Annotated in this window: 26 protein-coding genes; 10 read left to right on the top strand and 16 right to left on the bottom strand. The window is 55.6% G+C overall.

Features of this window, described 5'->3' with window-relative positions; all coding sequences use genetic code 11:
* Positions 1 to 65: 65 nt before the first annotated feature.
* Positions 66 to 380, top strand: a complete 315-nt coding sequence (locus QV747_RS00720; RefSeq protein ID WP_028448739.1) for a hypothetical protein — start codon at positions 66 to 68, stop codon at positions 378 to 380.
* Between the two features lie 28 nt (positions 381 to 408).
* Positions 409 to 1,764, top strand: a complete 1,356-nt coding sequence (locus tag QV747_RS00715; RefSeq protein ID WP_273428422.1) for an MATE family efflux transporter — start codon at positions 409 to 411, stop codon at positions 1,762 to 1,764.
* 117 nt (positions 1,765 to 1,881) lie between these two features.
* Here QV747_RS00715 and QV747_RS00710 read toward each other — a convergent pair whose 3' ends face one another.
* The 13 genes from QV747_RS00710 to QV747_RS00650 form a co-directional block, all read right to left on the bottom strand.
* On the bottom strand, positions 1,882 to 2,496 hold the full coding sequence (locus QV747_RS00710) for a flavin prenyltransferase UbiX (protein ID WP_273428425.1): 615 nt from the start codon (positions 2,494 to 2,496) through the stop codon (positions 1,882 to 1,884).
* Complete coding sequence (locus QV747_RS00705; protein ID WP_273428426.1) at positions 2,493 to 3,062, bottom strand: Gx transporter family protein; 570 nt, start codon at positions 3,060 to 3,062, stop codon at positions 2,493 to 2,495. The genes QV747_RS00710 and QV747_RS00705 overlap by 4 nt, the downstream gene beginning before the upstream one ends.
* The gene (locus QV747_RS00700) at positions 3,043 to 3,426 is read right to left on the bottom strand and encodes a NusG domain II-containing protein (RefSeq protein WP_034618651.1); all 384 of its coding nucleotides are present in this window, start codon (positions 3,424 to 3,426) and stop codon (positions 3,043 to 3,045) included. The genes QV747_RS00705 and QV747_RS00700 overlap by 20 nt, the downstream gene beginning before the upstream one ends.
* Positions 3,416 to 4,291: an RNase adapter RapZ gene (gene rapZ, locus QV747_RS00695; RefSeq protein ID WP_273428427.1), complete on the bottom strand. Its 876-nt coding sequence runs from the start codon at positions 4,289 to 4,291 to the stop codon at positions 3,416 to 3,418. Before rapZ ends, QV747_RS00700 begins: the two co-directional genes overlap by 11 nt.
* Positions 4,292 to 5,236: an HPr(Ser) kinase/phosphatase gene (hprK, locus tag QV747_RS00690; protein ID WP_028448735.1), complete on the bottom strand. Its 945-nt coding sequence runs from the start codon at positions 5,234 to 5,236 to the stop codon at positions 4,292 to 4,294. It lies immediately after the preceding gene.
* Between the two features lie 94 nt (positions 5,237 to 5,330).
* Positions 5,331 to 5,804: a PTS sugar transporter subunit IIA gene (locus QV747_RS00685; protein WP_028448734.1), complete on the bottom strand. Its 474-nt coding sequence runs from the start codon at positions 5,802 to 5,804 to the stop codon at positions 5,331 to 5,333.
* Positions 5,805 to 5,909: 105 nt separating this feature from the next.
* The gene (gene hpf / locus QV747_RS00680) at positions 5,910 to 6,236 is read right to left on the bottom strand and encodes a ribosome hibernation-promoting factor, HPF/YfiA family (protein WP_028448733.1); all 327 of its coding nucleotides are present in this window, start codon (positions 6,234 to 6,236) and stop codon (positions 5,910 to 5,912) included.
* Positions 6,237 to 6,265: 29 nt separating this feature from the next.
* The gene (locus tag QV747_RS00675) at positions 6,266 to 7,657 is read right to left on the bottom strand and encodes an RNA polymerase factor sigma-54 (RefSeq protein WP_273428430.1); all 1,392 of its coding nucleotides are present in this window, start codon (positions 7,655 to 7,657) and stop codon (positions 6,266 to 6,268) included.
* Positions 7,658 to 7,675: 18 nt separating this feature from the next.
* Positions 7,676 to 8,398 (bottom strand): LPS export ABC transporter ATP-binding protein, encoded by a 723-nt coding sequence (gene lptB / locus QV747_RS00670; protein WP_273428432.1) that lies wholly within the window; start codon positions 8,396 to 8,398, stop codon positions 7,676 to 7,678.
* On the bottom strand, positions 8,395 to 8,913 hold the full coding sequence (lptA, locus tag QV747_RS00665; protein ID WP_047395484.1) for a lipopolysaccharide transport periplasmic protein LptA: 519 nt from the start codon (positions 8,911 to 8,913) through the stop codon (positions 8,395 to 8,397). The genes lptB and lptA overlap by 4 nt, the downstream gene beginning before the upstream one ends.
* Entirely contained in the window at positions 8,867 to 9,466 is a 600-nt protein-coding gene (gene lptC, locus QV747_RS00660; RefSeq protein ID WP_047395486.1) for an LPS export ABC transporter periplasmic protein LptC, read from the bottom strand. The genes lptA and lptC overlap by 47 nt, the downstream gene beginning before the upstream one ends.
* A gap of 21 nt (positions 9,467 to 9,487) precedes the next feature.
* A complete protein-coding gene (gene kdsC, locus QV747_RS00655; RefSeq protein WP_028448728.1) occupies positions 9,488 to 10,003 on the bottom strand; it encodes a 3-deoxy-manno-octulosonate-8-phosphatase KdsC in 516 nt (171 codons plus the stop codon).
* A 62-nt stretch (positions 10,004 to 10,065) separates the two neighbouring features.
* Positions 10,066 to 11,028 (bottom strand): KpsF/GutQ family sugar-phosphate isomerase, encoded by a 963-nt coding sequence (locus QV747_RS00650; protein ID WP_273428435.1) that lies wholly within the window; start codon positions 11,026 to 11,028, stop codon positions 10,066 to 10,068.
* Between the two features lie 237 nt (positions 11,029 to 11,265).
* Here QV747_RS00650 and QV747_RS00645 point away from each other — a divergent pair, with 237 nt between their 5' ends.
* Positions 11,266 to 13,239 carry a monovalent cation:proton antiporter family protein gene (locus QV747_RS00645; protein ID WP_273428436.1) on the top strand — a complete coding sequence of 658 codons (1,974 nt, stop codon included), beginning with the start codon at positions 11,266 to 11,268 and terminating at the stop codon, positions 13,237 to 13,239.
* Between the two features lie 153 nt (positions 13,240 to 13,392).
* Here the strand turns inward: QV747_RS00645 and QV747_RS00640 are convergent, their stop codons facing one another.
* Positions 13,393 to 14,547: a Do family serine endopeptidase gene (locus tag QV747_RS00640; RefSeq protein ID WP_273428438.1), complete on the bottom strand. Its 1,155-nt coding sequence runs from the start codon at positions 14,545 to 14,547 to the stop codon at positions 13,393 to 13,395.
* 15 nt (positions 14,548 to 14,562) lie between these two features.
* On the opposite strand from QV747_RS00640, the gene QV747_RS00635 reads away from it, so the two are divergent.
* The 5 genes from QV747_RS00635 (at position 14,563) to QV747_RS00615 (ending at position 18,615) form a co-directional block, all read left to right on the top strand.
* Positions 14,563 to 15,315, top strand: coding sequence for a Nif3-like dinuclear metal center hexameric protein (locus QV747_RS00635; protein ID WP_273428439.1), 753 nt, complete (start codon positions 14,563 to 14,565; stop codon positions 15,313 to 15,315).
* Complete coding sequence (locus tag QV747_RS00630; protein ID WP_273428440.1) at positions 15,312 to 15,758, top strand: hypothetical protein; 447 nt, start codon at positions 15,312 to 15,314, stop codon at positions 15,756 to 15,758. The genes QV747_RS00635 and QV747_RS00630 overlap by 4 nt, the downstream gene beginning before the upstream one ends.
* 129 nt (positions 15,759 to 15,887) lie before the next feature.
* Positions 15,888 to 16,472 carry a ubiquinol-cytochrome c reductase iron-sulfur subunit gene (petA, locus tag QV747_RS00625; protein ID WP_028448722.1) on the top strand — a complete coding sequence of 195 codons (585 nt, stop codon included), beginning with the start codon at positions 15,888 to 15,890 and terminating at the stop codon, positions 16,470 to 16,472.
* A gap of 12 nt (positions 16,473 to 16,484) precedes the next feature.
* Positions 16,485 to 17,843, top strand: coding sequence for a cytochrome bc complex cytochrome b subunit (locus QV747_RS00620; protein WP_047395496.1), 1,359 nt, complete (start codon positions 16,485 to 16,487; stop codon positions 17,841 to 17,843).
* Between the two features lie 10 nt (positions 17,844 to 17,853).
* A complete protein-coding gene (locus QV747_RS00615; RefSeq protein ID WP_047395500.1) occupies positions 17,854 to 18,615 on the top strand; it encodes a cytochrome c1 in 762 nt (253 codons plus the stop codon).
* Between the two features lie 93 nt (positions 18,616 to 18,708).
* On the opposite strand, the gene rnk is transcribed toward QV747_RS00615, so the two are convergent.
* Complete coding sequence (gene rnk / locus QV747_RS00610; protein WP_273428443.1) at positions 18,709 to 19,155, bottom strand: nucleoside diphosphate kinase regulator; 447 nt, start codon at positions 19,153 to 19,155, stop codon at positions 18,709 to 18,711.
* A 188-nt stretch (positions 19,156 to 19,343) separates the two neighbouring features.
* Between rnk and QV747_RS00605 the strand changes: the two genes are divergently transcribed.
* Both QV747_RS00605 and QV747_RS00600 read left to right on the top strand, forming a co-directional pair.
* Positions 19,344 to 19,949, top strand: coding sequence for a glutathione S-transferase N-terminal domain-containing protein (locus tag QV747_RS00605; protein ID WP_028448718.1), 606 nt, complete (start codon positions 19,344 to 19,346; stop codon positions 19,947 to 19,949).
* 111 nt (positions 19,950 to 20,060) lie between these two features.
* Complete coding sequence (locus QV747_RS00600; RefSeq protein ID WP_273428446.1) at positions 20,061 to 20,480, top strand: ClpXP protease specificity-enhancing factor; 420 nt, start codon at positions 20,061 to 20,063, stop codon at positions 20,478 to 20,480.
* An 88-nt stretch (positions 20,481 to 20,568) separates the two neighbouring features.
* Here QV747_RS00600 and QV747_RS00595 read toward each other — a convergent pair whose 3' ends face one another.
* Positions 20,569 to 21,921 (bottom strand): RsmB/NOP family class I SAM-dependent RNA methyltransferase, encoded by a 1,353-nt coding sequence (locus QV747_RS00595; RefSeq protein ID WP_273428448.1) that lies wholly within the window; start codon positions 21,919 to 21,921, stop codon positions 20,569 to 20,571.
* Positions 21,922 to 22,012 lie beyond the last annotated feature (91 nt).

Here is a 22,012-nt window from a genome sequence, read left to right as displayed (position 1 = left end):
TGGCCGGAAGTACCGCTAAAGCGTCGGTGATCACGGATCACCGGCAAATTCATTGGAGTTTGCCCATGTACGACTGTCTTGAACTGCCTGTAACACCCTTACAGGCCAACCTTGAAGTGACCTCTCGCGTGTCTGTTGCCGACCCATTGCGCCACTGGCGCAATCACCCCCGGCTGGTATTGCGGCTGAGCCCGCACACCGCACCCCATCGCTTGCAACTGGCCTATGCGGCCGCCGTGAGTTTAGGCTTACCCACCCAGAATCTGCCCGATGGCCGGCTCCTGGTGCTGGATCTCACGCTAGAAGAGGCGCTGGTGTTCAACAGTCGTTTTGCCGACCTGCTGGGTCATTACGAACCGGCCCGTCACCAGCCGCGCTAAGCGGGGGCACGGGCCCCCATGGAGCGCCATGCCAAAACGATTTAACGACGCCAAAGCCACGCTCACCTTAGCGTGGCCGATTATGATCGGCCAGCTGGCGCAAACCGGCACTGCTTTTGTGGATGCGGTGATGGCGGGTCATGTTTCAGCCGGCGATCTGGCCGCCGTTTCAGTTGGCGCCTCGATCTGGACCACCCTGATTGTTACGCTGATGGGGCTGTTGCTGGCCATTAGCCCGCTGGCGGCGGCCAAAGTAGGTGCTGGCAAAGCGGCTGAATTACCGGCCCTAACCCAACAAGCGCTGTATCAGGCGCTGATCACCGGCGGCATCGCTATGCTGCTCGCTCATGCCCTATTGCCAGTGTTCGATCACCTCGGCCTAACCGCAGAAGTCGCCGATAAGGCCAAGCGTTTTCTGGCCGCAGTGAGTTGGGGCCTGCCGGCGCTGGCGATAAGCCGGGTGCTGTATGGCTACAGCTCGGCGCTCAATCAAACCAAGCCGATGATGGTGATTGCACTGATCGCACTGGCGCTAAATGTGCCAGCGAACTGGATTCTAATCTACGGCCATTTTGGTGCGCCAGCACTCGGGGCGGTCGGTTGTGGCTGGGCCACCGCACTGTGCATGTGGGCCAGCGCACTGATGTGGTGGCTGTGGATTCGCAGCGCGACGGTGTACCGCGGCACACATCCCTTTGATACCCTACGGGGTATTCATTGGCCAACCCAATGGCAGCTGGCTAAGCTGGGCATACCCATTGGTTTGATGTTTTTTATTGAAGTCAGCGCCTTTAGTCTGATCGCCTTGCTAATCGCCCGCCTGGGCACGACCGCGGTTGCGGCGCATCAGGTGGCGCTTAATTTTGCCTCCTTGCTGTTTATGATTCCGATGGCCATCGGCACCGCCCTCACTGTCCGGGTGGGGCAAGCGGTGGGGGCCAATGACTGGCAGCAGGCACGCCTGATCGGGCAAAACGGTGTGCGGCTAGGCCTTTTGGTGGCCGGGGTTGGTGCGGCGCTGACCATGCTGTTTGGCCAGTACATTGCCGGCTGGTATACGCAGGATGCCGCCGTGCTGGCCTTGGCCACCCAGCTCTTGGTGCTGGCTGGGATTTTCCAGTTTTCGGATGCCACCCAAGTAGTGGCCAGCGGCGTGCTGCGCGGCTATCAATCCACCCGCCTGCCGATGCTGCTGCATATGCTGGCGTTCTGGCTGGTGGGCATGCCACTGGGCTATGCGCTGACCTTTGGCTTCGGGCCAATCAGCGGGATGGGGCCACGCGGCTACTGGATTGCCTTGGTCGTGGCGTTGACCTGCGCAGCGCTCTCCTTGCTGGTGCTATTTGGCCGCCTGAGTCGCGCCCGCCTACGCCAGCATATCTAGGCCCAGATACATCGACTAGGTATTGCCACAAAAGCCTTTACAAGCAATTGCTAGAAGGCAATACCCCAATAAAAAACCGGGCCTGGCCCGGTTTTTTTAACCTAATTCTTCTGTTGTTTAACTATTGGACTCACCCCAGCGCGCCATTAGCTGCTGCGGCACGCCCAGCTGATCCAAGATGCGCGCCACCACAAAATCCACCAGCTCATCAATCGATTGCGGATGATGATAAAAGCCCGGATTCGGCGGCAAAATCACCACCCCCAGCCGTGACAGTTTGAGCATATTTTCCAGATGAATAGCGGAAAACGGCGTTTCACGGGGCACCAGCACCAGCGCTTTACGCTCTTTAATCATCACATCGGCCGCGCGTTCGACCAGATTATCCGAAGCCCCATTGGCGATCGCCGACAAAGCCCCCATCGAGCACGGCACCACCACCATGCCGTCGCCGGGATTGCTGCCCGAAGCCATCGGTGCGAACCATTCTTGCTGCCCATACACTTGCAGCTGCTGCGGATCGGCCAGCTGATACTGCGCGCGCAGCTGCTCGGCCAAGTCGGCCGCCCGGGCTGGCCAGAGCAGATCAAGCTCTTGCCGCGCCACAATTTGCGCCACCTGGCTATACACCAAGCGCACCTGGCAGCCGGCCGCGAGCAGGCATTCCAGCGTACGCAGGCCATACGGCAGGCCCGAGGCGCCAGTGAGCGCCACTGTGATTACTTTGCTCATGCGTCTCTCTCTTGTAAATCCGGTTGTGTTGGTTGGGCCGGCCAGCGGCGCAAAAGTTGCTCCGCCACCATGCCATTGACCAAACCAAACACTAAACCCATCCCGAGCAAGATGGGGATTAAATACACAATGCCGTTATGCGGAATCAGCCACAGCCGCGCTAATAGCAGCTGCCCTACGGTGTGCGCGATGGCCGATAACAAAGACAGGCTCACCAGCCCAAACCAGCGGCGCGGCAAATATTGCGCCGCCGCCAGCACCAGCAAACTGCAAGCGCCGCCGGCAAGGCTCAGCGCAAAACCGGGCGAGAAAATCCCTCCCAGCACAATACTCGCCCCCAGAATGCGCAGCACACTCACCCACGCTGCCGCCGCCCAGCCCAGCCGTGTGAGCGCCAGCAAAGTCACGATATTCGCCAGCCCCGGTTTCACGCCAGGAATCGGCGAAGGTATACCGGATTCCAGCACGGCCAAGGCAATCGCAATCGCCGCCAGCCGTGCAATCTGTTGATCCTGGGCCGTTACCTGCAAATGTTGCGCGGCAGAATCAGTAGCTGAGGCTGTCATAAGGGCGGGCTTGCTGGCCGGTGAGTTCGATACTGGTACGATTAGGCAAACAAATTGCCGCCTGCCCGGCCTGCTGCAGCCAACCGGCTTTCACACAATACTGCCGCGGGCTAGGGTCTTGGGCAATGCGGGCTTTACCCTGCCGCACTTCCACCACGGTGGCGCCCAGTGGCCCGGGCACCGCCAAGGTGCGCTGCGCCAGCAAATCCAGCTCAGCGTAAAGTTGTCCATCCTGATAGATCCGCACCCGCGTGGCGCCGGGCTGCTGCCAGCTCCAGTGCGTGAGCACCGCCCACAGCAGCACACTGAGCGCAAGCAAACACCAGTCGCCCACGCGTAAACATCGCCACAGCTCAGTGCCCATGCTGCTCGCGGTGACGCAGCAAGACCTGCCGCGAACGGGAGAAATGCCGGCGCAATTCTTCAGCCAAATACACCGAACGATGCTGACCACCCGTGCAGCCAATCGCTACCGTCACATAGCTGCGCTGATCGCGCTCGAACTCGGGTAACCAGCGCTCCAGAAAGCCCAAAATATGCGTCAGATACGGCCCAACGCTGGGCTGGCGCATCAGAAAATCCGCCACCGGCTGATCCATACCGGTGAGCGGGCGCAAGGCCGGATCATAATAGGGATTGGGGAGGCAGCGGGCGTCGAACACAAAATCAGCATCGAGCGGAATGCCGTGCTTAAAGCCGAAGGATTCAAAAATCAGCGTAACCTTGGCCGCATCGACAGCAATAAACTCGCGCACCCATAACCGCAACTTCGCCGCCGACATGCCACTGGTATCGATGCAGTGGGCGAGTTCGCGCACTTCAGCCAGCATTTCGCGCTCCATAGCGATACATTCAGCCACTGTGAGCGCACCGTTTGACAGTGGATGACTGCGGCGGCTTTCGGAATAGCGGCGCACGATGGTATCGACATCCGCCTCCAGAAACAGGCCACGCACATCTAGGCCCATGGCTTTCATTTCAGCCAGACGTTCGGGCAGGCTAGTGAGATTGTGCGCACTGCGGGCATCCACTGCAATTGCGACCCGTGGATAGCCATCCTGATCCAGCATCGAGACCGCATCACGGATCAGGGGTGCGGGCAGATTATCCATGCAGTAGTAGCCCAGATCTTCCAGCGCCCGCAAAGCCACGGATTTGCCGGCGCCCGAAAGGCCCGACAGCAGGATTAACTGCTGATGGTGTAGCGGCACTTGGGTAGTGGTTGGCATTTACTCCCCCATTTCCATGAATTTCTGGTGGCGTTCGATAAACTCACGCGTAGAATCGATCCCGCGCAATTGCAAAATATAATTGCGCACTGCCGATTCAACCAGCACCGCCAGATTACGACCCGCCGCCACTGGAATCACCAATTTGCGCACCGGCACATCCAGAATCGCCTGGGTAGCCGCCTGCATCTGCAGCCGATCGACCGGCGTTAACGATTCGCCACCGGCTTTGGCCAAATGGATAATCAGTTTCAAGGTTTTCTTGGGCCGCACTGCCGTTTCACCAAAAATGGTGCGAATATTCAGCACCCCAATCCCACGCACTTCCAGGAAATCGCGCAGCATCGGCGGGCAGCGCCCTTCCAGGGTTTCCGGGTTGGTGCGATACACCTCGACCACATCATCGGCCACCAAACCATGGCCGCGTGAAATCAGCTCGAGCGCCAATTCGGATTTACCCATGGATGACTCACCGGTAAGCAACACGCCCACCTCCAGCACATCCATAAATACCCCATGCAGGTGTGTCGATACAGCCAGCGCCTTGCTTAGGTAGTAGCGCAATACCTCCATTAAATACGGAGATTGCTCAGGGCTAGTGAGCAAAGGCACATGATGGCGCTCGGCCGCATCGCGCAAAGCATCGGGCACAACTTGGCCATTAGCGACAATCATGGCCGCCATTTCATTGCCAAAGAGCTGATTCAAACTGCTGAGCTGCACCTCAGGGGAAAGCGCATTGAGGTACGCGACTTCGGCAATCCCGAGTACTTGAATCCGGTTGGGATGTACAAAATTCAAATGCCCAACTAGCGACAATGAGGGCTTTTGCTCACTCTCGTCATTGGAGAGCAGATTATTTGCCCCAGATTGACCGGCAACCCAGGTGAGGCGCAATTTTTCGGCGTTATCAATAAACAGCTGGCGGGCAGTAATCTGTGGCATACCGGTCTCAAAAAAAAACTGCATCGGCACATGGATGCAGTTTTGATTATGAAGCAGGCCAGTGGCTGGCGTCCAGCCAAGCTGGCCGAGTCAATTAAGCAAAATCGGCGCCGTAGGGCTCCCAGCTGGCGATCCGCTCCCAGACCTGATGCGCTTCGGTCATGGTGTTTAGCTCTTCACGCAACTGCTTATCGGAAAACAGCTGCGCCAACTCGGACAGAATCTGCAAATGCAGATCGGTAGCATTGGCTGGCACCAGCAGCACAAAGATCAGAGCCACAGGCTTGCTATCTGGAGCATCAAATGGAATCGGCTCTTTCAGGCGTACAAACGCACCGGTGGCTTCTTTCAGACCTTTGATCCGCCCGTGTGGAATCGCCACGCCTTGGCCAAGGCCAGTGGAGCCCAGCTTTTCGCGGGCAAACAGGCTATCGAAGATCACGCTACGCGCGATGCCATGGCTATTTTCAAACACGATCCCCACGTGCTCGAACACCCGCTTCTTGCTTCCCACATCCAGATCGAGAAACACATTGGTGGTTGGCAGGATTTTGGTAATGAGGCTCATGGTGTTGGTGTATTTCCTTATGGTCGGGCTATTGTACTTGCCTTGCGGGCAAACAAAAACGGGAACGACTCGCGGCGTTCCCGTTGTATTGCCTACGCAACGTAATTATTCTTCGGCCACCGCCTGATGTTTCAGCGCCTCATTGCGATGCGAAGAGAGCTTTTCTTTGTGTTTGACCAGCTGGCGATCCAATTTGTCCATCAGGACATCAATCGCGGCATACAGGTCTTCCTCAATCGATTCGATGTGGATGTCTTTACCACTGACATGCACGGTAACCTCGGCTTTGTGCTGCAGTTTATCAACCGCCAGAATGACCGTTGCATCGATCACGTTGTCAAAATGACGAATCACGCGTTCGATTTTACTGCTCACGTAATCGCGGATAGCTGGAGTAACTTCAAGATGATGACCGCTGATATTGAGGTTCATATTATTGCTCCTTCGTTTTTATGCGCCCATTACAGGCTTTTGCGCTGACTGGCAGGCGCGATACCTAACGCCTCCCGATATTTAGCAACGGTGCGCCGCGCAACTGCCACACCCTGCTTTGCGAGTTCTTCCGTTATAGCATTATCGGATAACGGTTTCTGTGCATTTTCCTGCTGGACTAGCTGTTTGATCAAAGCTTTGATCGCGGTCGCCGAGTTTTCCCCACCGCTGTCATTTTCAACATGACTACCGAAGAAATATTTGTACTCCAAAACCCCGCGGGGTGTCAGCATAAATTTTTGCGTTGTCACCCGCGAGATGGTGGATTCATGCAAATCCAGCTCTTCGGCGATGTCCCGTAGCACCAAGGGTTTCATCGCCACTTCGCCATATTCAAAGAACGCTTGCTGCCGCGCCACAATCGCTTGCGCCACTCGCAAAATGGTATTGCCACGCTGCTCAATACTTTTAATCAACCAGCGCGCTTCCTGCAGCTGGCCCGCCAAGCTCTCGCCAGCTTGCCCCTGCAACACCCGCGCATACATCTCATTAACTTTCAGCTTGGGTTGCGCTGCCTGATTCAGCCGTACCGACCAGCGGCCGCGCACCTTTTGCACCAACACATCCGGCACAACATAGCGCGCCGTTTCGCCGCCCCAGTTGGCCGCCGGACGCGGGTTCAAACTACGAATAATCTGCTGCGCTTCTTTTAACTGGACTTCATTGCACTGCAAAAGTTTCTTTAAACGGGTGAAATCCCGTACCGCAAGTAATTCCAAGCCTTCTAGCAACACCCGTTTAGCTAACTCTACCGTAGGGCTAGGCGGCAATTGTTTGAGCTGGAGCAATAAACACTCGCCCAGCGAGCGCGCGCCGACGCCCAATGGCTCCAGCTGCAATAAATGCTGATGCGCGATCTGCAGCTCAGCCATTTCCAGCTCAAGCTCCGCGACGAATTCCGCCGGTAGCTGCTCAAATACTTCTTCTAGCGACACCGGCAATAAGCCATCGTCGTCCAGCGCTTCAATGAGCATAGTGAGCAAAGCAAAATCACGGGCAGGCAAAGCCAGTAAGCGAGCTTGCGCCAACAGGTGATCACGCAGGCTAAGCTCAATCGCAACCCGCAGCGTGGGGTCATGCTCGTCGTCATCATCAAACGATTGGCTACCACGCACCTCATCCCAGCGCAGCCCATCATCTTCAAAATCATCACGCTCGGTTGTGCTGGTATCTTGGGCTTCGCTGGCATCGGCACTATCCAGGCCATGGTCTTCGCGTTCGAGCAGCGGATTGTCAGCGAGGTACTGCTCGATTTCCTGTTGGAAATCCAGCGTAGAGAGTTGCAGCAGTTTGATCGACTGCTGAAGTTGCGGCGTGAGGTTGAGCTGCTGCGCCATGCGCAGCTGCAGACTTTGCTTCATAAACTGCGGCCAGTGATGCTACATACGGAAATGCTCGCCCAAATACACGCGGCGAACATCTTCATTATTCACAATCTCGGCCGGTTTACCAGCCGCCATCACGGCCCCTTCCGAGATGATATAGGCGCGGTCACAAATCCCGAGGGTTTCTCGTACATTGTGATCGGTAATCAGCACCCCGATGCCCCGCTCTTTCAAAAAGCCAATAATGCGTTGAATATCAATCACCGCAATTGGGTCTACCCCGGCAAAAGGTTCATCCAGCAACACAAACTGTGGGTTGGAAGCCAGCGCGCGGGCGATCTCCACCCGGCGGCGCTCACCGCCTGACAAACTCATGGCATTGCTGTTGCGCAAATGCCCCACATGCAGGTCATGCAGCAAGGCATCGAGTCGCTCGGCAATCTCGGTTTTATCTTTGTAATGCAGCTCCAGCACCGCCTGAATGTTTTCCGCCACGGTCATTTTGCGGAAAATCGACGCCTCTTGCGGCAAATAACCCAAGCCCAAACGCGCCCGCTGGTGAATGGGCTGCTGACTAACATCAATGCCATCGAGTTCAATCCGGCCCTCATCCATACGCACGAGGCCCACAATCATGTAAAAGCTGGTGGTTTTACCGGCACCATTGGGGCCCAAGAGACCCACCACTTCACCGCTGCTGACTTCGAGCGACACATCACGCACCACCGTGCGTTTTTTGTAGGACTTTTGTAGATGCTGGGCTTTCAGCGTACTCATTGGCTAACTTCTTTCTTGGCTGGCTGGCTGGCGTCTTTTTTCTTCGGGTTCAGCGTGATATTCACCCGACCACCCGCCTTACTTTGCGCTTGGTAAAACTCGGTATTCATGTCGTAGGTGATTTTATCGCCCACCACCAAATCCTGATTACGCTTAACCCAGGCCTTGTCCATCAACACCAGAAAGCCCTTTGCGCCGTCGTAATCAAAGCGGAGTGCTTCAGCATCCAGTGGCTCGCCCGAATCCAGCCGCTGCTTGAAACGCACCGGGCGGCCTTCACCTTGAGCAAACTGATGGCCTTGTTCATCTTGTCGGGTGGTCAGTTTATCGGCCCGCATTACCATCGTGCCCTGCGTCACCACCACATTGCCGGTGCAGACACTTTGCTGGGTCTTTTGATCCATCACGCAGTTATCGGCCACGATATTCATCGGTTTCTCGCGGTCGGCAGTTTCGGCCCACGCAGAATTAGCGAGCAGCAGTGCCAGTAAGGGCAGCGCGAGCAGTCGGGACATAAGTCATTCTCACTTTGGATAGTAAATTCAGAGTTTGCTGGGCATTATCGGCGATAAAGCCCACCGCTTCGGCATGATGTGGGCCCATATCCGCCACCACCGGTGTGCTAGCGCGGGCGATGCTGGTCGCCTGATCATAAAACACATCGCTACTGCGCACGACCAATTCGGCTTGCTGGCCGAATGCCGCGCGGCGTAGTTCGGTCGCATCTTCAAACCAAACCTGCGACGCTTTATTGGTGGTTTTCGCCCGCACGCCGGTCACCACAATATTGGGTTTACCCGGTTCAGTCTGGGTCAGCTTTGGCTGTTTAAACAGCAGCGTGTCATTGGCCCGCAGGTGTTTCACTTCCTGCGCGATCAGCGTCGAGCGGATTTGCCCTTGCTCATCAAAGCGCTGCAATACCCCCAGATTCACAATCATATCCGGGGTATTGGGGTCGGCCTCGACCGTAATGACGGTTTGAATCGCGGCCCGGCTCAAGCCCCAGATCAGCGCCCCGACCAGCAGCAACAACACAAGGGGCAACGCCCAGATGGTTAAACTACGCAAGCGTTTTCCCCTGCCAGCCCATTAAGCCAGATACGGCGCTAAAGCCGCATCCAGTGTACCTTGGCTGGCCATAATCAATTCGCAGACTTCGCGCACCGCGCCATGCCCGCCCTGGCGGCCGGTCACATAATGCGCGTGCTGTTGTACCAGCTCTGGCGCAGCCGGCACAGCCACCGCAAAGTGCACGCGCCGCATCACGGGCAGATCAATCACATCATCCCCCATATAACCGCATTCTTCAGCGCTCACGCCCGCTTCGGCAAGCAACTTCTGAAAGGTTTGCAGTTTGTCATGGGCGCCTTGATGCAGAAAATCAATCCCCAGATTACGCGCCCGGTGTTCTACCAAGCGTGAATTACGCCCGGTAATAATCGCCAGCTTCACGCCGGAATTTTTCAGCATTTTCAAACCGTGGCCATCCAGCGAATTAAACGCCTTCAGCTCTTCACCGGCATCGGTATAGTACAAGCCGCCGTCGGTCATCACACCGTCAACGTCGAAAATCATCAGTTTGACTTGCTTGGCACGCTCAATCATGGCTTCTCTTTAAGGGGTATCAGTCTGAAATCTATTTATCTAAAGGCGTAGCGGGCTATCCCCTACACCACACGTGCTTTAAGCAAATCATGCATATTAATTGCACCCACCAGCCGGCCTTGCTCCACCACCAGCAGGCCATTCACCCGGCGCGCCTCCATCACTGCCGCAGCTTCAGCCGCGAGGCGCTGCGCTTCAATCGTCACCGGTGCTGGGCTCATCACCTCACGCACCGGCGTCGTGCGTAAATCAATATCGCGGTCAATGGTGCGGCGTAAATCGCCATCGGTATAAATCCCGCACAGCTGTCTGGCATCGTCCACAATCGCCGTCATGCCCATGCCTTTGCGGCTGATTTCCATCAGCGCATCGCGCAGCGTGACATCATGCTGCACGACCGGCAAGGCCTCGCCTGCGTGCATCAAATCTCGCACATGCACCAGCAAACGCCGGCCCAGCGAGCCGCCCGGATGCGACAGCGCAAAATCTTCAGCTTGAAAACCACGCGCCTCCAGCAAGGCCACGGCCAAGGCATCACCCAGCGCCAATGCCGCCGTGGTGCTGGCGGTGGGCGCCAAATTGAGCGGGCACGCTTCTTCGGCCACACCGGCATCGAGGTGAATTTGCGCCTCACGCGCCATGGTCGAGCTAGGGTTACCGGTCATACAGATCAGCGGTACCGCAAGGCGTTTCAGGCTAGGCAAGATCGCCAGCACTTCGTCACTTTCGCCCGAATTAGAGAGCAACAAAACCACATCTTGCCGGGTAATCATGCCGAGGTCGCCATGCGCCGCCTCGCCCGGATGCACAAAAAACGCTGGCGTACCGGTACTGGCCATGGTGGCCGCGAGCTTGCGGGCGATGTGGCCCGATTTACCCATCCCCATTACCACCAGCCGCCCCGGGCACTGCAAAATCAGCGCACAGGCCGCCGCGAATCGCTCATCCAGCCGCTGGGCCAGTGCCGTAATGGCTTGGGCCTCAATGGCCAATACCCGGTGGGCAGTTGCAAGCGCAGCAGTCATCTTAAAGAAAGCTCAAGCACAAATGAGCAGCGATTATAAAAGAGCCAGCCCATTCTGTAACCGGCAAAGCGGCAAATTGCCATGCCAATCTGCCCCGCACGCCCAGCGACGTTGCAAGAAAAACGCAAAGAACGTGCCAACTGGCCAATTAGCGGCAGGATTTCATGCGCAAGACATGCTGCGCCGGTATATTAGCAAGAACGAATTTGAATTCATGTCGCGATTGCGCCGTCTTGCATGCCCTCTACCCTGCATAATTTTTTATTTCTTCTCGCCATTGCCGTTCTGACGGTGGTGTTCTGCCGCAAAATCAAACTGCCGCCCATGCTGGGCTACCTGGTGATTGGTATTTTCGTCGGCCCCCATGCGCTGGGCCTGATTGAATCGAGCGAGGAAGCCACCCATCTGGCCGAATACGGCGTGATTTTCCTGATGTTTACGCTGGGGCTGGAATTTAACCTCGCCAAACTCAATGCCATGAAACGCGTGGTGTTTGGCCTTGGTTTATCGCAAGTGATGGGGGTCTTGCTGCTGGTGATGCTGGCGTGCGCCTTCTTTAATCAGCCCTGGCAACTTGGTCTTGCACTGGGGGCGGCCTTGGCGATGTCCTCCACCGCCATGGTGTCTAAGCTCTTGGCCGACCGCAACGAACTCAACGCCCCGCACGGGCAAAATGCCTTTGGGATCTTGCTATTTCAAGATCTGGCGGTGGTGCCCTTCCTGATTATGATCCCTGTGCTGGGCAAGCCAGCTGAAGAGCTAGCGGTGGCGATTGGTCTCGCGGCCCTCAAGATCATTTTTGTCCTTACTTTACTGCTGTGGCTGGGGCAAAAACTGATGCGCCCATGGTTTACGCTGGTGGCGCGCCAGCACTCTAGCGAGCTCTTTATGCTCAATATCTTGCTCGTGACACTGGGGATTGCCTGGCTCACCGAGCTCACCGGTCTTTCTCTAGCACTGGGCGCATTTCTGGCCGGCATGTTGATTGCCGAAACCGAATACCGCTATCAGGTTGAAGACGATATTCGCCCCTTCCGCGATCTGCTGCTGGGCTTGTTTTTTATTACCGTCGGCATGAATCTGGATGCCATGGTGCTGCTCACCCAGTGGCAGCTAGTCTTGGCGCTAATTGTCTTGCTAAGCGTGGGCAAAATTGCGCTGATTGCCGGGGTAGCCCGGCTGTTTGGCAACGCGCCGGGCACGGCGTGGCGCACTGGCTTTGCCCTGGGGCAAGGCGGCGAATTTGCCTTTGTATTGCTGGCGCTGGCGGCCGGACACGGGATTATTCCAACCGAGATTTTGCAAAGCAGTATCGCGGCCGTGATTATCTCGATGCTAATTACGCCGTTTTTGATCCAGCATTCCGACAAAATTGTCTTGCGGCTGGCAAGTTCGGAATGGATGAATCTGGCCGCGAATCTGCACCAGATTGCAGTGCGCAGCATGTCGGCTAACGGGCACGTGATTTTGTGCGGTTACGGGCGCAGCGGCCAATCGCTGGGGCGGATTTTGCATTCGGAAGGTATTCCATTTTTTGCCTTGGATTTAGACCCCGAAATGGTGCGCGAAGCCGCCGCCGCCGGTGAATCAGTGGTCTTTGGCGACGCCGCCAAGCGCGAAGTACTGATCGCCGCCGGCCTCATGCGCGCCCGCGCGCTGATCGTGACCTATGCCGACACCCACTCGGCGATGAAAATTCTGGAAGTCGTGCATCAGATGCGGCCGGAATTGCCGGTGATTGTGCGCACGCAAGACGACAGCGATATTGATCTACTCAAAAACGCCGGTGCGGCCGAAGTAGTGGCCGAGATTATGGAGGGCAGCCTGATGCTGGCCTCGCACACCATGATGTTGCTGGGCGTGCCGCTAAATAAAGTGGTACGGCGCATTCGCGAAGTGCGGGAGGCCCGCTACTCGATGATTCGCGGCTTTTACCGTGGCACTCACGAAGATAACGAAGAAAGCGATCGTCAGCAGGCGCGGCTGCACACAATCCAGCTCACGCAAAATGCCTTTGGGATTGGCCATCAGCTGAAAGAGCTGGATTTTGCCGGTATTGAGGTAGAAGTGCGCAGCATCCGCCGCAAAAACAGCGCGCCGATTGTGCCGGATGATGATTTCCAGCTCAATTCCGGCGATGTGTTGGTGTTGCTGGGTGTGCCGGAAAATCTGGCCAGCGCAGAATCTTTGCTACTGCAAGGCAAACGCTAAACAATCACATACCGGCACGGGTATAGACCCATAATCAACACCCAGCAAACACTGCAAAGACATACCCCAGATAGACAATAAAAAACGGGAGCCTTGGCTCCCGTTTTGCTGTGGCGCCACCTCAATCCAGGCAGGCAGCAACATCAGCCACCATTACTGGCGGTTAAACTTCGGCCGTTTACCCACCTCGGCTTTCAGCTCCACCTGTTGCCCATCGCGCACCACCAACACCGGTACGCTTTGTTCGGGTTTCAGCGCCGAAATAATGTCGAGCATCTTGGCGGAATTTGCGACTTCTTTACCATTGATCGACAGCAGCACATCGCCCGGGCGAATGCCGGCTTTGGCCGCCGGGCCACTACGCACCACACCGGCAATCAGCGCGCCTTTGGCCGTTTGCAACTGGAATGAGGCCGCCAGCTCAGGCGTAACATCCTGCACTTCTACCCCCAGCCACCCGCGGGTCACGCTGCCCTCTTTGATCAGCGCCTCCATGATCTGTTTTACTGTCGTCGCCGGAATGGCAAACCCAATCCCCAACGAGCCGCCGGTTTTCGAGTAGATCGCGGTGTTAATGCCGAGTAGATTTCCGCGCGTATCGACCAAAGCCCCGCCGGAGTTGCCCGGATTAATCGCCGCATCGGTCTGGATAAAGTTTTCAAAGGTATTGATCCCCAATTCCGAACGCCCCAGCGCCGAAATAATCCCCATCGTGACGGTCTGGCCGACACCGAATGGATTGCCAATCGCCAATACCACATCGCCAATTTCTACCTTATCGACATCGGCAAAGCTGATGGCCGGCAAATTCGGCAGATCAATTTTAATCACCGCGATATCTGTATCCGGATCGCTACCAATCAGCTTGGCGGTGGCTGTGCGGCCATCGGCCAGCGCCACCTCGATCTGGTCGGCCGCGTCGACTACGTGATTATTGGTCACGATATAGCCTTGCTCAGACACCAACACCCCCGAACCCAAACTTGATGGGCGCTGCGCGTCCTCCCCTTGCGGCAGGCGATCGCCAAAAAAGCGGCGGAACAGCGGGTCATTTAACCAAGGGTTGCGCGAAGGGCGCGCCTGCTGCGAGGTAAAGATATTCACCACCGACGGTTTGGCCTTTTTGGCTGCCAGGCTGTACGAGAGCTCAGCCGGCGCCGAGGCGGGGGCTTGCGACTCTTTCACCGTCACAACCGGGGCCGGCGCCATGTTCGGCATCCGCCATTCAGGTTTAAGCAGCGTGAGCAAGAACCAGATTGCCAGGCCGATCGTGGTGGTTTGTGCGAAAATAAGCCAAAGTTTTTTCATAGTCCGAACTTCTTTATGCCTATCCAACGTCAAGAACTGGAAAATTATATCGGACAACTGCTTGCAGTTGCGCGCTTCAAAGATTACGCCCCCAATGGCTTACAAGTCGAGGGAAATAGCGAAGTGGCCCACATCGCCACGGCGGTAACGGCGTCGGCCGCAGCGATTGATGCGGCGATAGCCTGCGGCGCCGATACCTTGCTGGTGCATCATGGTTATTTCTGGAAAGGTGAAGACCCCACCATTACCCGCACCAAAAAACTGCGTATTGGCAAATTGCTCGCGCATGACTTGAACCTCCTGGCCTATCATTTGCCGCTGGATGCACACCCCGAGCTGGGCAATAACGCACAACTGGCCAAAAAACTGGGGCTGCGCGTAACCGGACAATTTGGCGAGCAGGATTTGGGCCTCTTGGGCGAACTGCCAGTGCCGATGTCGCTGGAGACACTGAGCCAGCATATTGGGCTGCAACTTCTGCGCCCGGCACTCGCGCTGGGTGATCCGCGCAAGCCAATTCATAAAGTGGCCTGGTGCACGGGCGGTGCACAGAGCTATTTCCGCGAAGCGAGCAATCTGGACATCGATTGCTTTATCACCGGCGAAGCCTCGGAATTTGTCACCCATCTCGCGCAAGAAAGCGGCGTGGCCTACATTGCGGCCGGCCATCACGCCACCGAGCGCTTTGGCGTGCAAGCATTGGGCGAGCATCTGGCAACGGAATGGGCACTGCAAGTCACCCATCTTGAATTGGATAACCCAGTATGAGTGTAGCGCGTACGATTTTACTCAGCGCTCGACTCCTACTCGCGCCACTTTTACTGGCGGCCTGCGGTACCACGCCAGTTACCCCCGTAAGCCCACCCAAACCAGCTGCTACGCCGGCGCCGCAAGTGCAAGGGATGATCATTAGTGGCCGCAGCAGCAAAGCCATCATGGAAGACATTATCCGCTTTCGCCAAAGCAAGGGCATGCAGCTGAAAGTGAGAACGGCGAATGAGCTGGAATTCAGCGCCAAAGTCCCCAAAGCCAATATTCCTACCGAGGCCCGGATGCGCTACACCCTGACGCAAACCCAGCAAGGCTGGCTACTTGCGGCTCGCGTCTACCAAATCAGTTATCCATCGACTAAAAATGAGAAGGTCGAAGAAATAACCGCGCATGTGCAAGACAAATTAAACGAAGAATTCGCCCGTTATACCGGCAAGTAACACCGCAAAGTGTACTTTATTTCGTGAATGGCCCGCTAAGACGCCCGAGAAAGCTTTAAGTTCCCGCCTGCTTTCGGGTAGAATTTGGCGGTTTACGATATTGCGTTCCTACAAATCAGGGATTGGGTTATGAGTGAGCAGCAAATAGATAATAGCAAGCGGCGGTTTTTGGTGATCGCCTCCAGCGCAGTGGGCGCAGTGGCGACCGCCGGGGTAGCCACTCCGTTCGTCGCTAGCTTCTTCCCTTCCGAGCGGGCGAAAGCCGCCGGTGCGCCGGTGGAAGTAGATGTCAGCAAGCTAGAAGCTGGCCAGAAAATCACCGTCGAATGGCGTGGTAAGCCAGTTTGGGTGGTGAACCGCACCCCCGAAATGTTGAAAAACCTGGCCAAAAACGATCCGAAGCTGCTCGATCCGAAATCAGAAGCCAGTGATCAGCCTGAATACTGTAAAAACCCAACCCGCTCGATCAAGCCGGAAATCTGGGTGGCTACCGGGGTATGTACTCATCTGGGCTGTTCGCCAACCTTCCGCCCTGATCTTGCCCCAGCTGATCTGGGCCCGGATTGGGTTGGCGGCTTTTATTGCCCCTGTCATGGCTCCAAGTTCGACCTCGCTGGCCGTGTGTTCTCCGGTGTACCAGCGCCAATCAACTTGGTTATCCCGCCGCATAAATACCTTTCCGACACCACCATTCTGGTCGGCGAAGACAAATAAAGAGGCTAGGTCATGAGCAATCAACAGCAAGCATTACCGGAAAAGGTACTGAATTGGGTTGATGAGCGTTTCCCGCTCACCAGCACATTCAAAGCACACGTTTCCGAATATTACGCCCCAAAGAATTTTAACTTCTGGTACTTCTTCGGTTCACTGGCCATGCTGGTTCTGGTTATCCAGATCGTTACCGGCATTTTCCTGACCATGAATTACAAGCCAGATGGCAATCTGATTCCTGGTACTAATATCTCTGTGGCTTTTGCCTCAGTGGAATACATCATGCGGGATGTGGCCGGCGGCTGGATCATCCGCTATATGCACTCCACCGGCGCTTCAATGTTCTTCGTGGTGGTGTACCTGCATATGTTCCGTGGTTTGATTTACGGTTCATACAAAAAGCCACGTGAATTGGTATGGGTATTCGGCACACTGATCTTCCTGATCTTGATGGCTGAAGCATTCCTGGGTTACCTGCTGCCTTGGGGCCAAATGTCATTCTGGGGTGCACAGGTGATTGTGAATCTGTTCGCTTCAATCCCAGTGATTGGCCCAGATCTGTCAGTGTTGATCCGTGGTGACTTCGTAGTCTCTGATGCCACGCTGAACCGCTTCTTTGCTCTGCACGTAATTGCCGTACCGCTGGTGCTGCTGGGCTTGGTGGTTGCGCACTTGGTGGCACTGCACGAAGTAGGTTCAAACAACCCAGATGGCGTGGAAATCAAGAAAAACAAAGACCCCATCACCCACATTCCAGTGGATGGTATTGCCTTCCACCCTTACTACACCGTGAAAGACGTATTGGGTGTAGCGGTATTCCTGGCAGTATTCTGCGGCATTTTGTTCTTTGCACCAGAGATGGGTGGCTTCTTCCTTGAGCATCCAAACTTTGACCCAGCAGATGCGCTGAAAACTCCACCGCACATTGCGCCGGTTTGGTACTTCACGCCGTTCTACGCCATTCTGCGTGCGATCCCATCGTTCTTGGGCACACAAGTTTGGGGTGTATTGGGCATGGGTGCCGCGGTAGTCCTGATCGCCTTCCTGCCATGGCTGGATCGCTCGCCGATCAAATCGGTGCGCTACCGTCCAACTAGCTTCAAAGTCATGCTGGTACTGTTCATTATTGCCTTCATCGGCCTGGGCATTCTGGGTGCGAAACCAGCAACCGATACCCGCACGATCATTTCGCAGATTTTGAGCGTGGTTTACTTCGCGTTCTTCCTGGGCATGCCGTTCTACACCAAAAATGAGAAACCATGCGCACCAGTACCTGAGCGTGTGACATTCTCAACCGGCAAACAAAAAATGATGTTCTTTGTCTACGTGGCGCTGGCTGTTGGCGGTGCGTATCTGTTCGGCAGCTTGGTATAAGGGGAAGGCCATGAAAAAAACAATCACTAGCCTGCTCGCTTTTGCTGCACTGGCGTTGGGTGGTAACGCATTAGCTGCTGGCGGCGAAGGCGTCCATCTGGACAAAGCACCAATCGACCCGAGCAATGCCGAGAGCATTCAGCGTGGTGCACAAACTTTTGTAAACTACTGTCTGTCATGTCATGGTGCAGCGGTGATGCGTTACAACCGTCTGCAAGATCTGGGCCTGACTGAAGCGCAAATCAAAAGCAATCTGATGTTCACCACCGAAAAAGTGGGTGATCAGATGCGCGTGGCCATGGCTGCGAAAGATGGCAAAGTTTGGTTTGGGGCAACGCCACCTGACCTGAGTCTCATCGCACGCTCACGCGGTGCGGACTGGCTGTACACCTATTTGCGTACTTTCTACCGTGATGATACCCGCCCAACCGGCTGGAACAATCTGGTATTCGACAAAGTTGGCATGCCGCACGTACTGTGGGAACTGCAAGGCGAACAGGTACTGGAAGTGAAAGGCGAAGGCCCACACGCCGAGAAAACCCTGAAACTGGTTAAACCAGGCCTACTCACCCGTGGCGGTGAAAACGGTCAGTTTGATAACCACGAGTACGATACGCGCGTGGCCGATCTGGTGAATTACCTGTCATATATGGCCGAGCCAGCGCAGGTGAAACGTGAACAAATCGGTTATGGCGTATTGCTGTTCCTGATCTTGTTCCTGATCCCAGTAAGCTACTTGCTGAAAAAAGAATACTGGCGCGACGTGCACTAAGCACAGCAGCCAGCAAAAAGGGCGGTGATTTCACCGCCCTTTTTTATTGCCTATCCATTGTTAGGCTTAACCACAAATCACCCCACTCAAGCATTACATCGTCAGCTGTCCATTGGCTTCTGGCTGCCATATCACATCGAGTACCGTCACCGTCACTTGCTGGCGGCCCGGGGTCGGCCAATGAATACTCTGCCCTACTGACAAGCCCAGCAACGCACTACCCATCGGCGCGGTAATTGCAATCTTGCCAGCATCGCCCGCCGTTTCGTGCGGATAACACAAAGTGAGCGCAAATTCCTCGCCACTGGGCTGCATGGCAAATTTCACAGTCGAATGCATCGTCACAACCGACGCTGGCATGGCCTCGGGGCTGAGCAAGGTGGCCCGCTCCAGCTCTTTTTCCAAAGCGGCCGCACCAGGAAATTGCGCCGCTGGCGTACGGGCAATTAAAGTGGACAGACGCTCATAATCAAGGGTGGAAACCAGAATCGGGGGTAAATCGGCCTGTTGCATTTTGCCTTCCTTTTTTTGCACAACCATCGTATTTCATTAGATCTTCAGCGCAGATAGATGTTCCAAAGCCTGTGTGGTCATATTTACCTTGCCAGCCAACCAAACCTTAAATTTTTATTTAAAAATCATTCACTTAAGCATCTATTTCTGGAGATCGCAGTGCAATAACGGTAAAATGCTGCTGTTAAATTAATCAGCCCGAGGGTTCCCGCCTTATGATGAAGCTTTATTCCGGCACTTCTTGCCCGTTTAGCCACCGCTGCCGCATTGTGCTGTTTGAAAAAGGCATGGATTTTGAAATCCTCGACGTGGATATTCACAGCAAGCCGGAAGATCTGGCGATCATGAATCCGTACAATGAAGTACCTGTGCTGGTAGAGCGTGATCTGCAGTTGTATGAATCCAACATCATCAATGAATACATCGATGAGCGCTTCCCACACCCGCAACTAATGCCAGCTGATCCAGTGATGCGCGCCCGCGCCCGCCTGATGCTGTTCAATCTGGAGCGTGAGCTGTTTATCCATGTCAAAACGCTGGAAGACAGCACTGCGAAAAAAGCCCAGCTGGAAGCCGCTCGCACCGCTATCCGCGACAACCTGACCCAAATCGCGCCGATCTTCACCAAGCAAAAATACATCCTGGGTGAAGAATTCTCGATGCTGGATGTGGCGATTGCTCCACTGCTGTGGCGCTTTGAGCACTACGGCATCGAAGTTACCAAAGGCCTGATTCCAGTGATGAAATATGCCGAGCGTCTATTTAGCCGCGAAGCATTTATCGAATCGCTGACCGCCAATGAAAAGGCTATGCGCAAATAAGCAGGCAAGCCCCGGCAACGGGGCTTTTTTTTAGCGGATGCGCATTACAGCAATTTAATGCCAGCCTGATACAATTGATTGAGTACATTTACTTTTGCGGGGCCGACTACGATGCAGACTGTTTCGACCAAACCGTACCTGATTCGCGCGATTCATGAATGGTGTTCCGACCAAGGCTTTACCCCTTATTTGGTGGTGGCCGTGCGCGGCAAAATGCAAGTGCCGATGGAATACGTGAAAAACGGCGAAATCGTGCTGAATATCAGCTACAACGCCTGCCGCAATCTCACCATCGCCAATGATTTCATCAGCTTCTCGGCGCGATTTAATGGCATTTCTCGCGATATCGCGATTCCGGTCGGCGCCGTGATTTCCATCTTCTCGCGCGAAAACGGCGAAGGCATGGGCTTTGAATATGAAGGCGATGCACAAGGCGAGCCAGAAAGCGCCCCCGAATCTGGCAGCGAGCCGCCACCGCAAGAGCCGCCGCCACGTCCAAGTGGCCGTCCGCAGTTGCGAGTGGTGAAATAAGCCGGCTTCAATCCCTATAAAAAAACCGCGCCATGCGCGGTTTTTTTATTTGCACTGCTAGGCTGGCCGTACACAGCCAGCACCACCTTTAGGCTTCATCAGCCTCATCAGCCACTTCATCCTCTGCCGACAACATCGCCCCGGCCTCTTTGGCCGCCGCCCGCTCGGCACTGATGCGCTGCAGCACTGCGGCAAAGAAGGCATCGGTATTGTGCAGATGCGGCATCAGCTGCAGATACTGATCGGGCAGCTCGATCGTTACGCGCTCTTTACTGAGCACCTCGCGCGCATCCAGCAATTCAAAATCTGGATTTTGCGCCAAAAAGGCTTCCACAATGGCTTGGTTTTCACTCTGCAGGAAACTGCAAGTGGCATACACCAACCGGCCACCATGCTTCACCAGCCGTGCTGCCGATTGCAAAATACTGCGCTGCTTGGCATTCAGCTCCTGCACACTCGTGGCGTTCTGACGCATTTTCAGATCCGGATTGCGGCGCAATGTGCCCATGCCCGAACACGGTGAATCCACCAACACCACATCCATTTTACCGGCCAGGCGTTTGATCTTTTGATCATTTTCCGAGGCGATCAGCTGCGGATTCACATTCGAGAGCCCCGAGCGCGCCAGCCGCGGCTTCAAATTGGCCAAGCGTTTTTCCGACACATCAAAGGCATACAGGCGGCCCGTGTTTTGCATCATCGCGCCCAGTAGCAAAGTTTTGCCCCCTGCGCCGGCACAAAAATCCGCCACCATCTGGCCGCGTTTCGCGCCGCACAAAAGCCCGAGCAGCTGGCTGCCTTCATCCTGCACTTCCACGCGGCCTTCGATAAAGCATTTGTATTTATTGATAGCGGGCTTACCCTCTACGCGCAGACCCCATGGCGAATACGGAGTTGGCGCGGTATTGATGTCGCCAGCGGCTTTTAATTCTGCCGCGACGGCGTCGCGCTTGGCCTTGATGCTATTGACGCGAATATCCAGTGGCGCAGCTTGCAGCATGGCCTGCCCCAGCGCCAGAATTGCGGCCTCATCCTGCCCTTCCGCCACCAGCGTATCCACCAGCCACTGGGGTATAGCCGCACGGACGTTCAGTGGTGCGTCTCGCAGGGCCATACCCTTCATTTGGCCAGCGCGGGTTTTGTCCTCATCGGTAAATACCGGTGGCAATTCGCGCACGTTCAGGTGTTTGATCCTGGTGAAGTAGGCCAGCAGCAATTCACGCGTGCTGGGCAATTTGCCTGCTTCGCCGCCCGCCAACCATTCCAGCTGCGGCAAGTGGCGCAACATGCCAAACACGGTTTCGGCAATGATGGCGCGATCTTTGTGGCCGAGGTCTTTATTCTCGCGAAAATGTCGCGATACCACCGCATCCGCCGGGGCGGTAAAGCCCAGCGCGCTATTGAGGATATCCAGCGTGGCCGATAATTGCTTGGGGGTCATATTCACTCTCTTCACCAGCCTGCGGCGCAGGCCTTGTTGTTCGTTTTGGACGCGCTTAACGGCGCAGACCTGTGTATTAGTTTGGATACGC

Source organism: uncultured Chitinibacter sp. (genome assembly GCF_945957625.1).
Taxonomy (GTDB): domain Bacteria; phylum Pseudomonadota; class Gammaproteobacteria; order Burkholderiales; family Chitinibacteraceae; genus Chitinibacter; species Chitinibacter tainanensis.
The sequence above is the reverse complement of the archived record's forward strand: the minus strand, read 5'-3'. Positions and strand labels throughout refer to the sequence as shown.

Excerpts from the sequence above, each read along its gene's own strand:
- QV747_RS00640 (WP_273428438.1), bottom strand. The coding sequence starts at position 14,547 with ATGAAAAAACTTTGGCTTATTTTCGCACAAACCACCACGATCGGCCTG.
- QV747_RS00720 (WP_028448739.1), top strand. The coding sequence starts at position 66 with ATGTACGACTGTCTTGAACTGCCTGTAACACCCTTACAGGCCAACCTT.
- QV747_RS00600 (WP_273428446.1), top strand. The coding sequence starts at position 20,061 with ATGCAGACTGTTTCGACCAAACCGTACCTGATTCGCGCGATTCATGAA.
- QV747_RS00630 (WP_273428440.1), top strand. The coding sequence starts at position 15,312 with ATGAGTGTAGCGCGTACGATTTTACTCAGCGCTCGACTCCTACTCGCG.
- QV747_RS00615 (WP_047395500.1), top strand. The coding sequence starts at position 17,854 with ATGAAAAAAACAATCACTAGCCTGCTCGCTTTTGCTGCACTGGCGTTG.
- rapZ (WP_273428427.1), bottom strand. The coding sequence starts at position 4,291 with ATGCCAACCACTACCCAAGTGCCGCTACACCATCAGCAGTTAATCCTG.
- lptA (WP_047395484.1), bottom strand. The coding sequence starts at position 8,913 with ATGTCCCGACTGCTCGCGCTGCCCTTACTGGCACTGCTGCTCGCTAAT.
- hprK (WP_028448735.1), bottom strand. The coding sequence starts at position 5,236 with ATGCCACAGATTACTGCCCGCCAGCTGTTTATTGATAACGCCGAAAAA.
- hpf (WP_028448733.1), bottom strand. The coding sequence starts at position 6,236 with ATGAACCTCAATATCAGCGGTCATCATCTTGAAGTTACTCCAGCTATC.
- QV747_RS00715 (WP_273428422.1), top strand. The coding sequence starts at position 409 with ATGCCAAAACGATTTAACGACGCCAAAGCCACGCTCACCTTAGCGTGG.
- QV747_RS00705 (WP_273428426.1), bottom strand. The coding sequence starts at position 3,062 with ATGACAGCCTCAGCTACTGATTCTGCCGCGCAACATTTGCAGGTAACG.
- QV747_RS00635 (WP_273428439.1), top strand. The coding sequence starts at position 14,563 with ATGCCTATCCAACGTCAAGAACTGGAAAATTATATCGGACAACTGCTT.
- QV747_RS00620 (WP_047395496.1), top strand. The coding sequence starts at position 16,485 with ATGAGCAATCAACAGCAAGCATTACCGGAAAAGGTACTGAATTGGGTT.
- QV747_RS00700 (WP_034618651.1), bottom strand. The coding sequence starts at position 3,426 with ATGGGCACTGAGCTGTGGCGATGTTTACGCGTGGGCGACTGGTGTTTG.
- QV747_RS00645 (WP_273428436.1), top strand. The coding sequence starts at position 11,266 with ATGCCCTCTACCCTGCATAATTTTTTATTTCTTCTCGCCATTGCCGTT.
- QV747_RS00685 (WP_028448734.1), bottom strand. The coding sequence starts at position 5,804 with ATGAGCCTCATTACCAAAATCCTGCCAACCACCAATGTGTTTCTCGAT.
- rnk (WP_273428443.1), bottom strand. The coding sequence starts at position 19,155 with ATGGTTGTGCAAAAAAAGGAAGGCAAAATGCAACAGGCCGATTTACCC.
- lptB (WP_273428432.1), bottom strand. The coding sequence starts at position 8,398 with ATGAGTACGCTGAAAGCCCAGCATCTACAAAAGTCCTACAAAAAACGC.
- QV747_RS00595 (WP_273428448.1), bottom strand. The coding sequence starts at position 21,921 with ATGACCCCCAAGCAATTATCGGCCACGCTGGATATCCTCAATAGCGCG.
- QV747_RS00675 (WP_273428430.1), bottom strand. The coding sequence starts at position 7,657 with ATGAAGCAAAGTCTGCAGCTGCGCATGGCGCAGCAGCTCAACCTCACG.
- kdsC (WP_028448728.1), bottom strand. The coding sequence starts at position 10,003 with ATGATTGAGCGTGCCAAGCAAGTCAAACTGATGATTTTCGACGTTGAC.
- petA (WP_028448722.1), top strand. The coding sequence starts at position 15,888 with ATGAGTGAGCAGCAAATAGATAATAGCAAGCGGCGGTTTTTGGTGATC.
- QV747_RS00650 (WP_273428435.1), bottom strand. The coding sequence starts at position 11,028 with ATGACTGCTGCGCTTGCAACTGCCCACCGGGTATTGGCCATTGAGGCC.
- QV747_RS00605 (WP_028448718.1), top strand. The coding sequence starts at position 19,344 with ATGATGAAGCTTTATTCCGGCACTTCTTGCCCGTTTAGCCACCGCTGC.
- QV747_RS00710 (WP_273428425.1), bottom strand. The coding sequence starts at position 2,496 with ATGAGCAAAGTAATCACAGTGGCGCTCACTGGCGCCTCGGGCCTGCCG.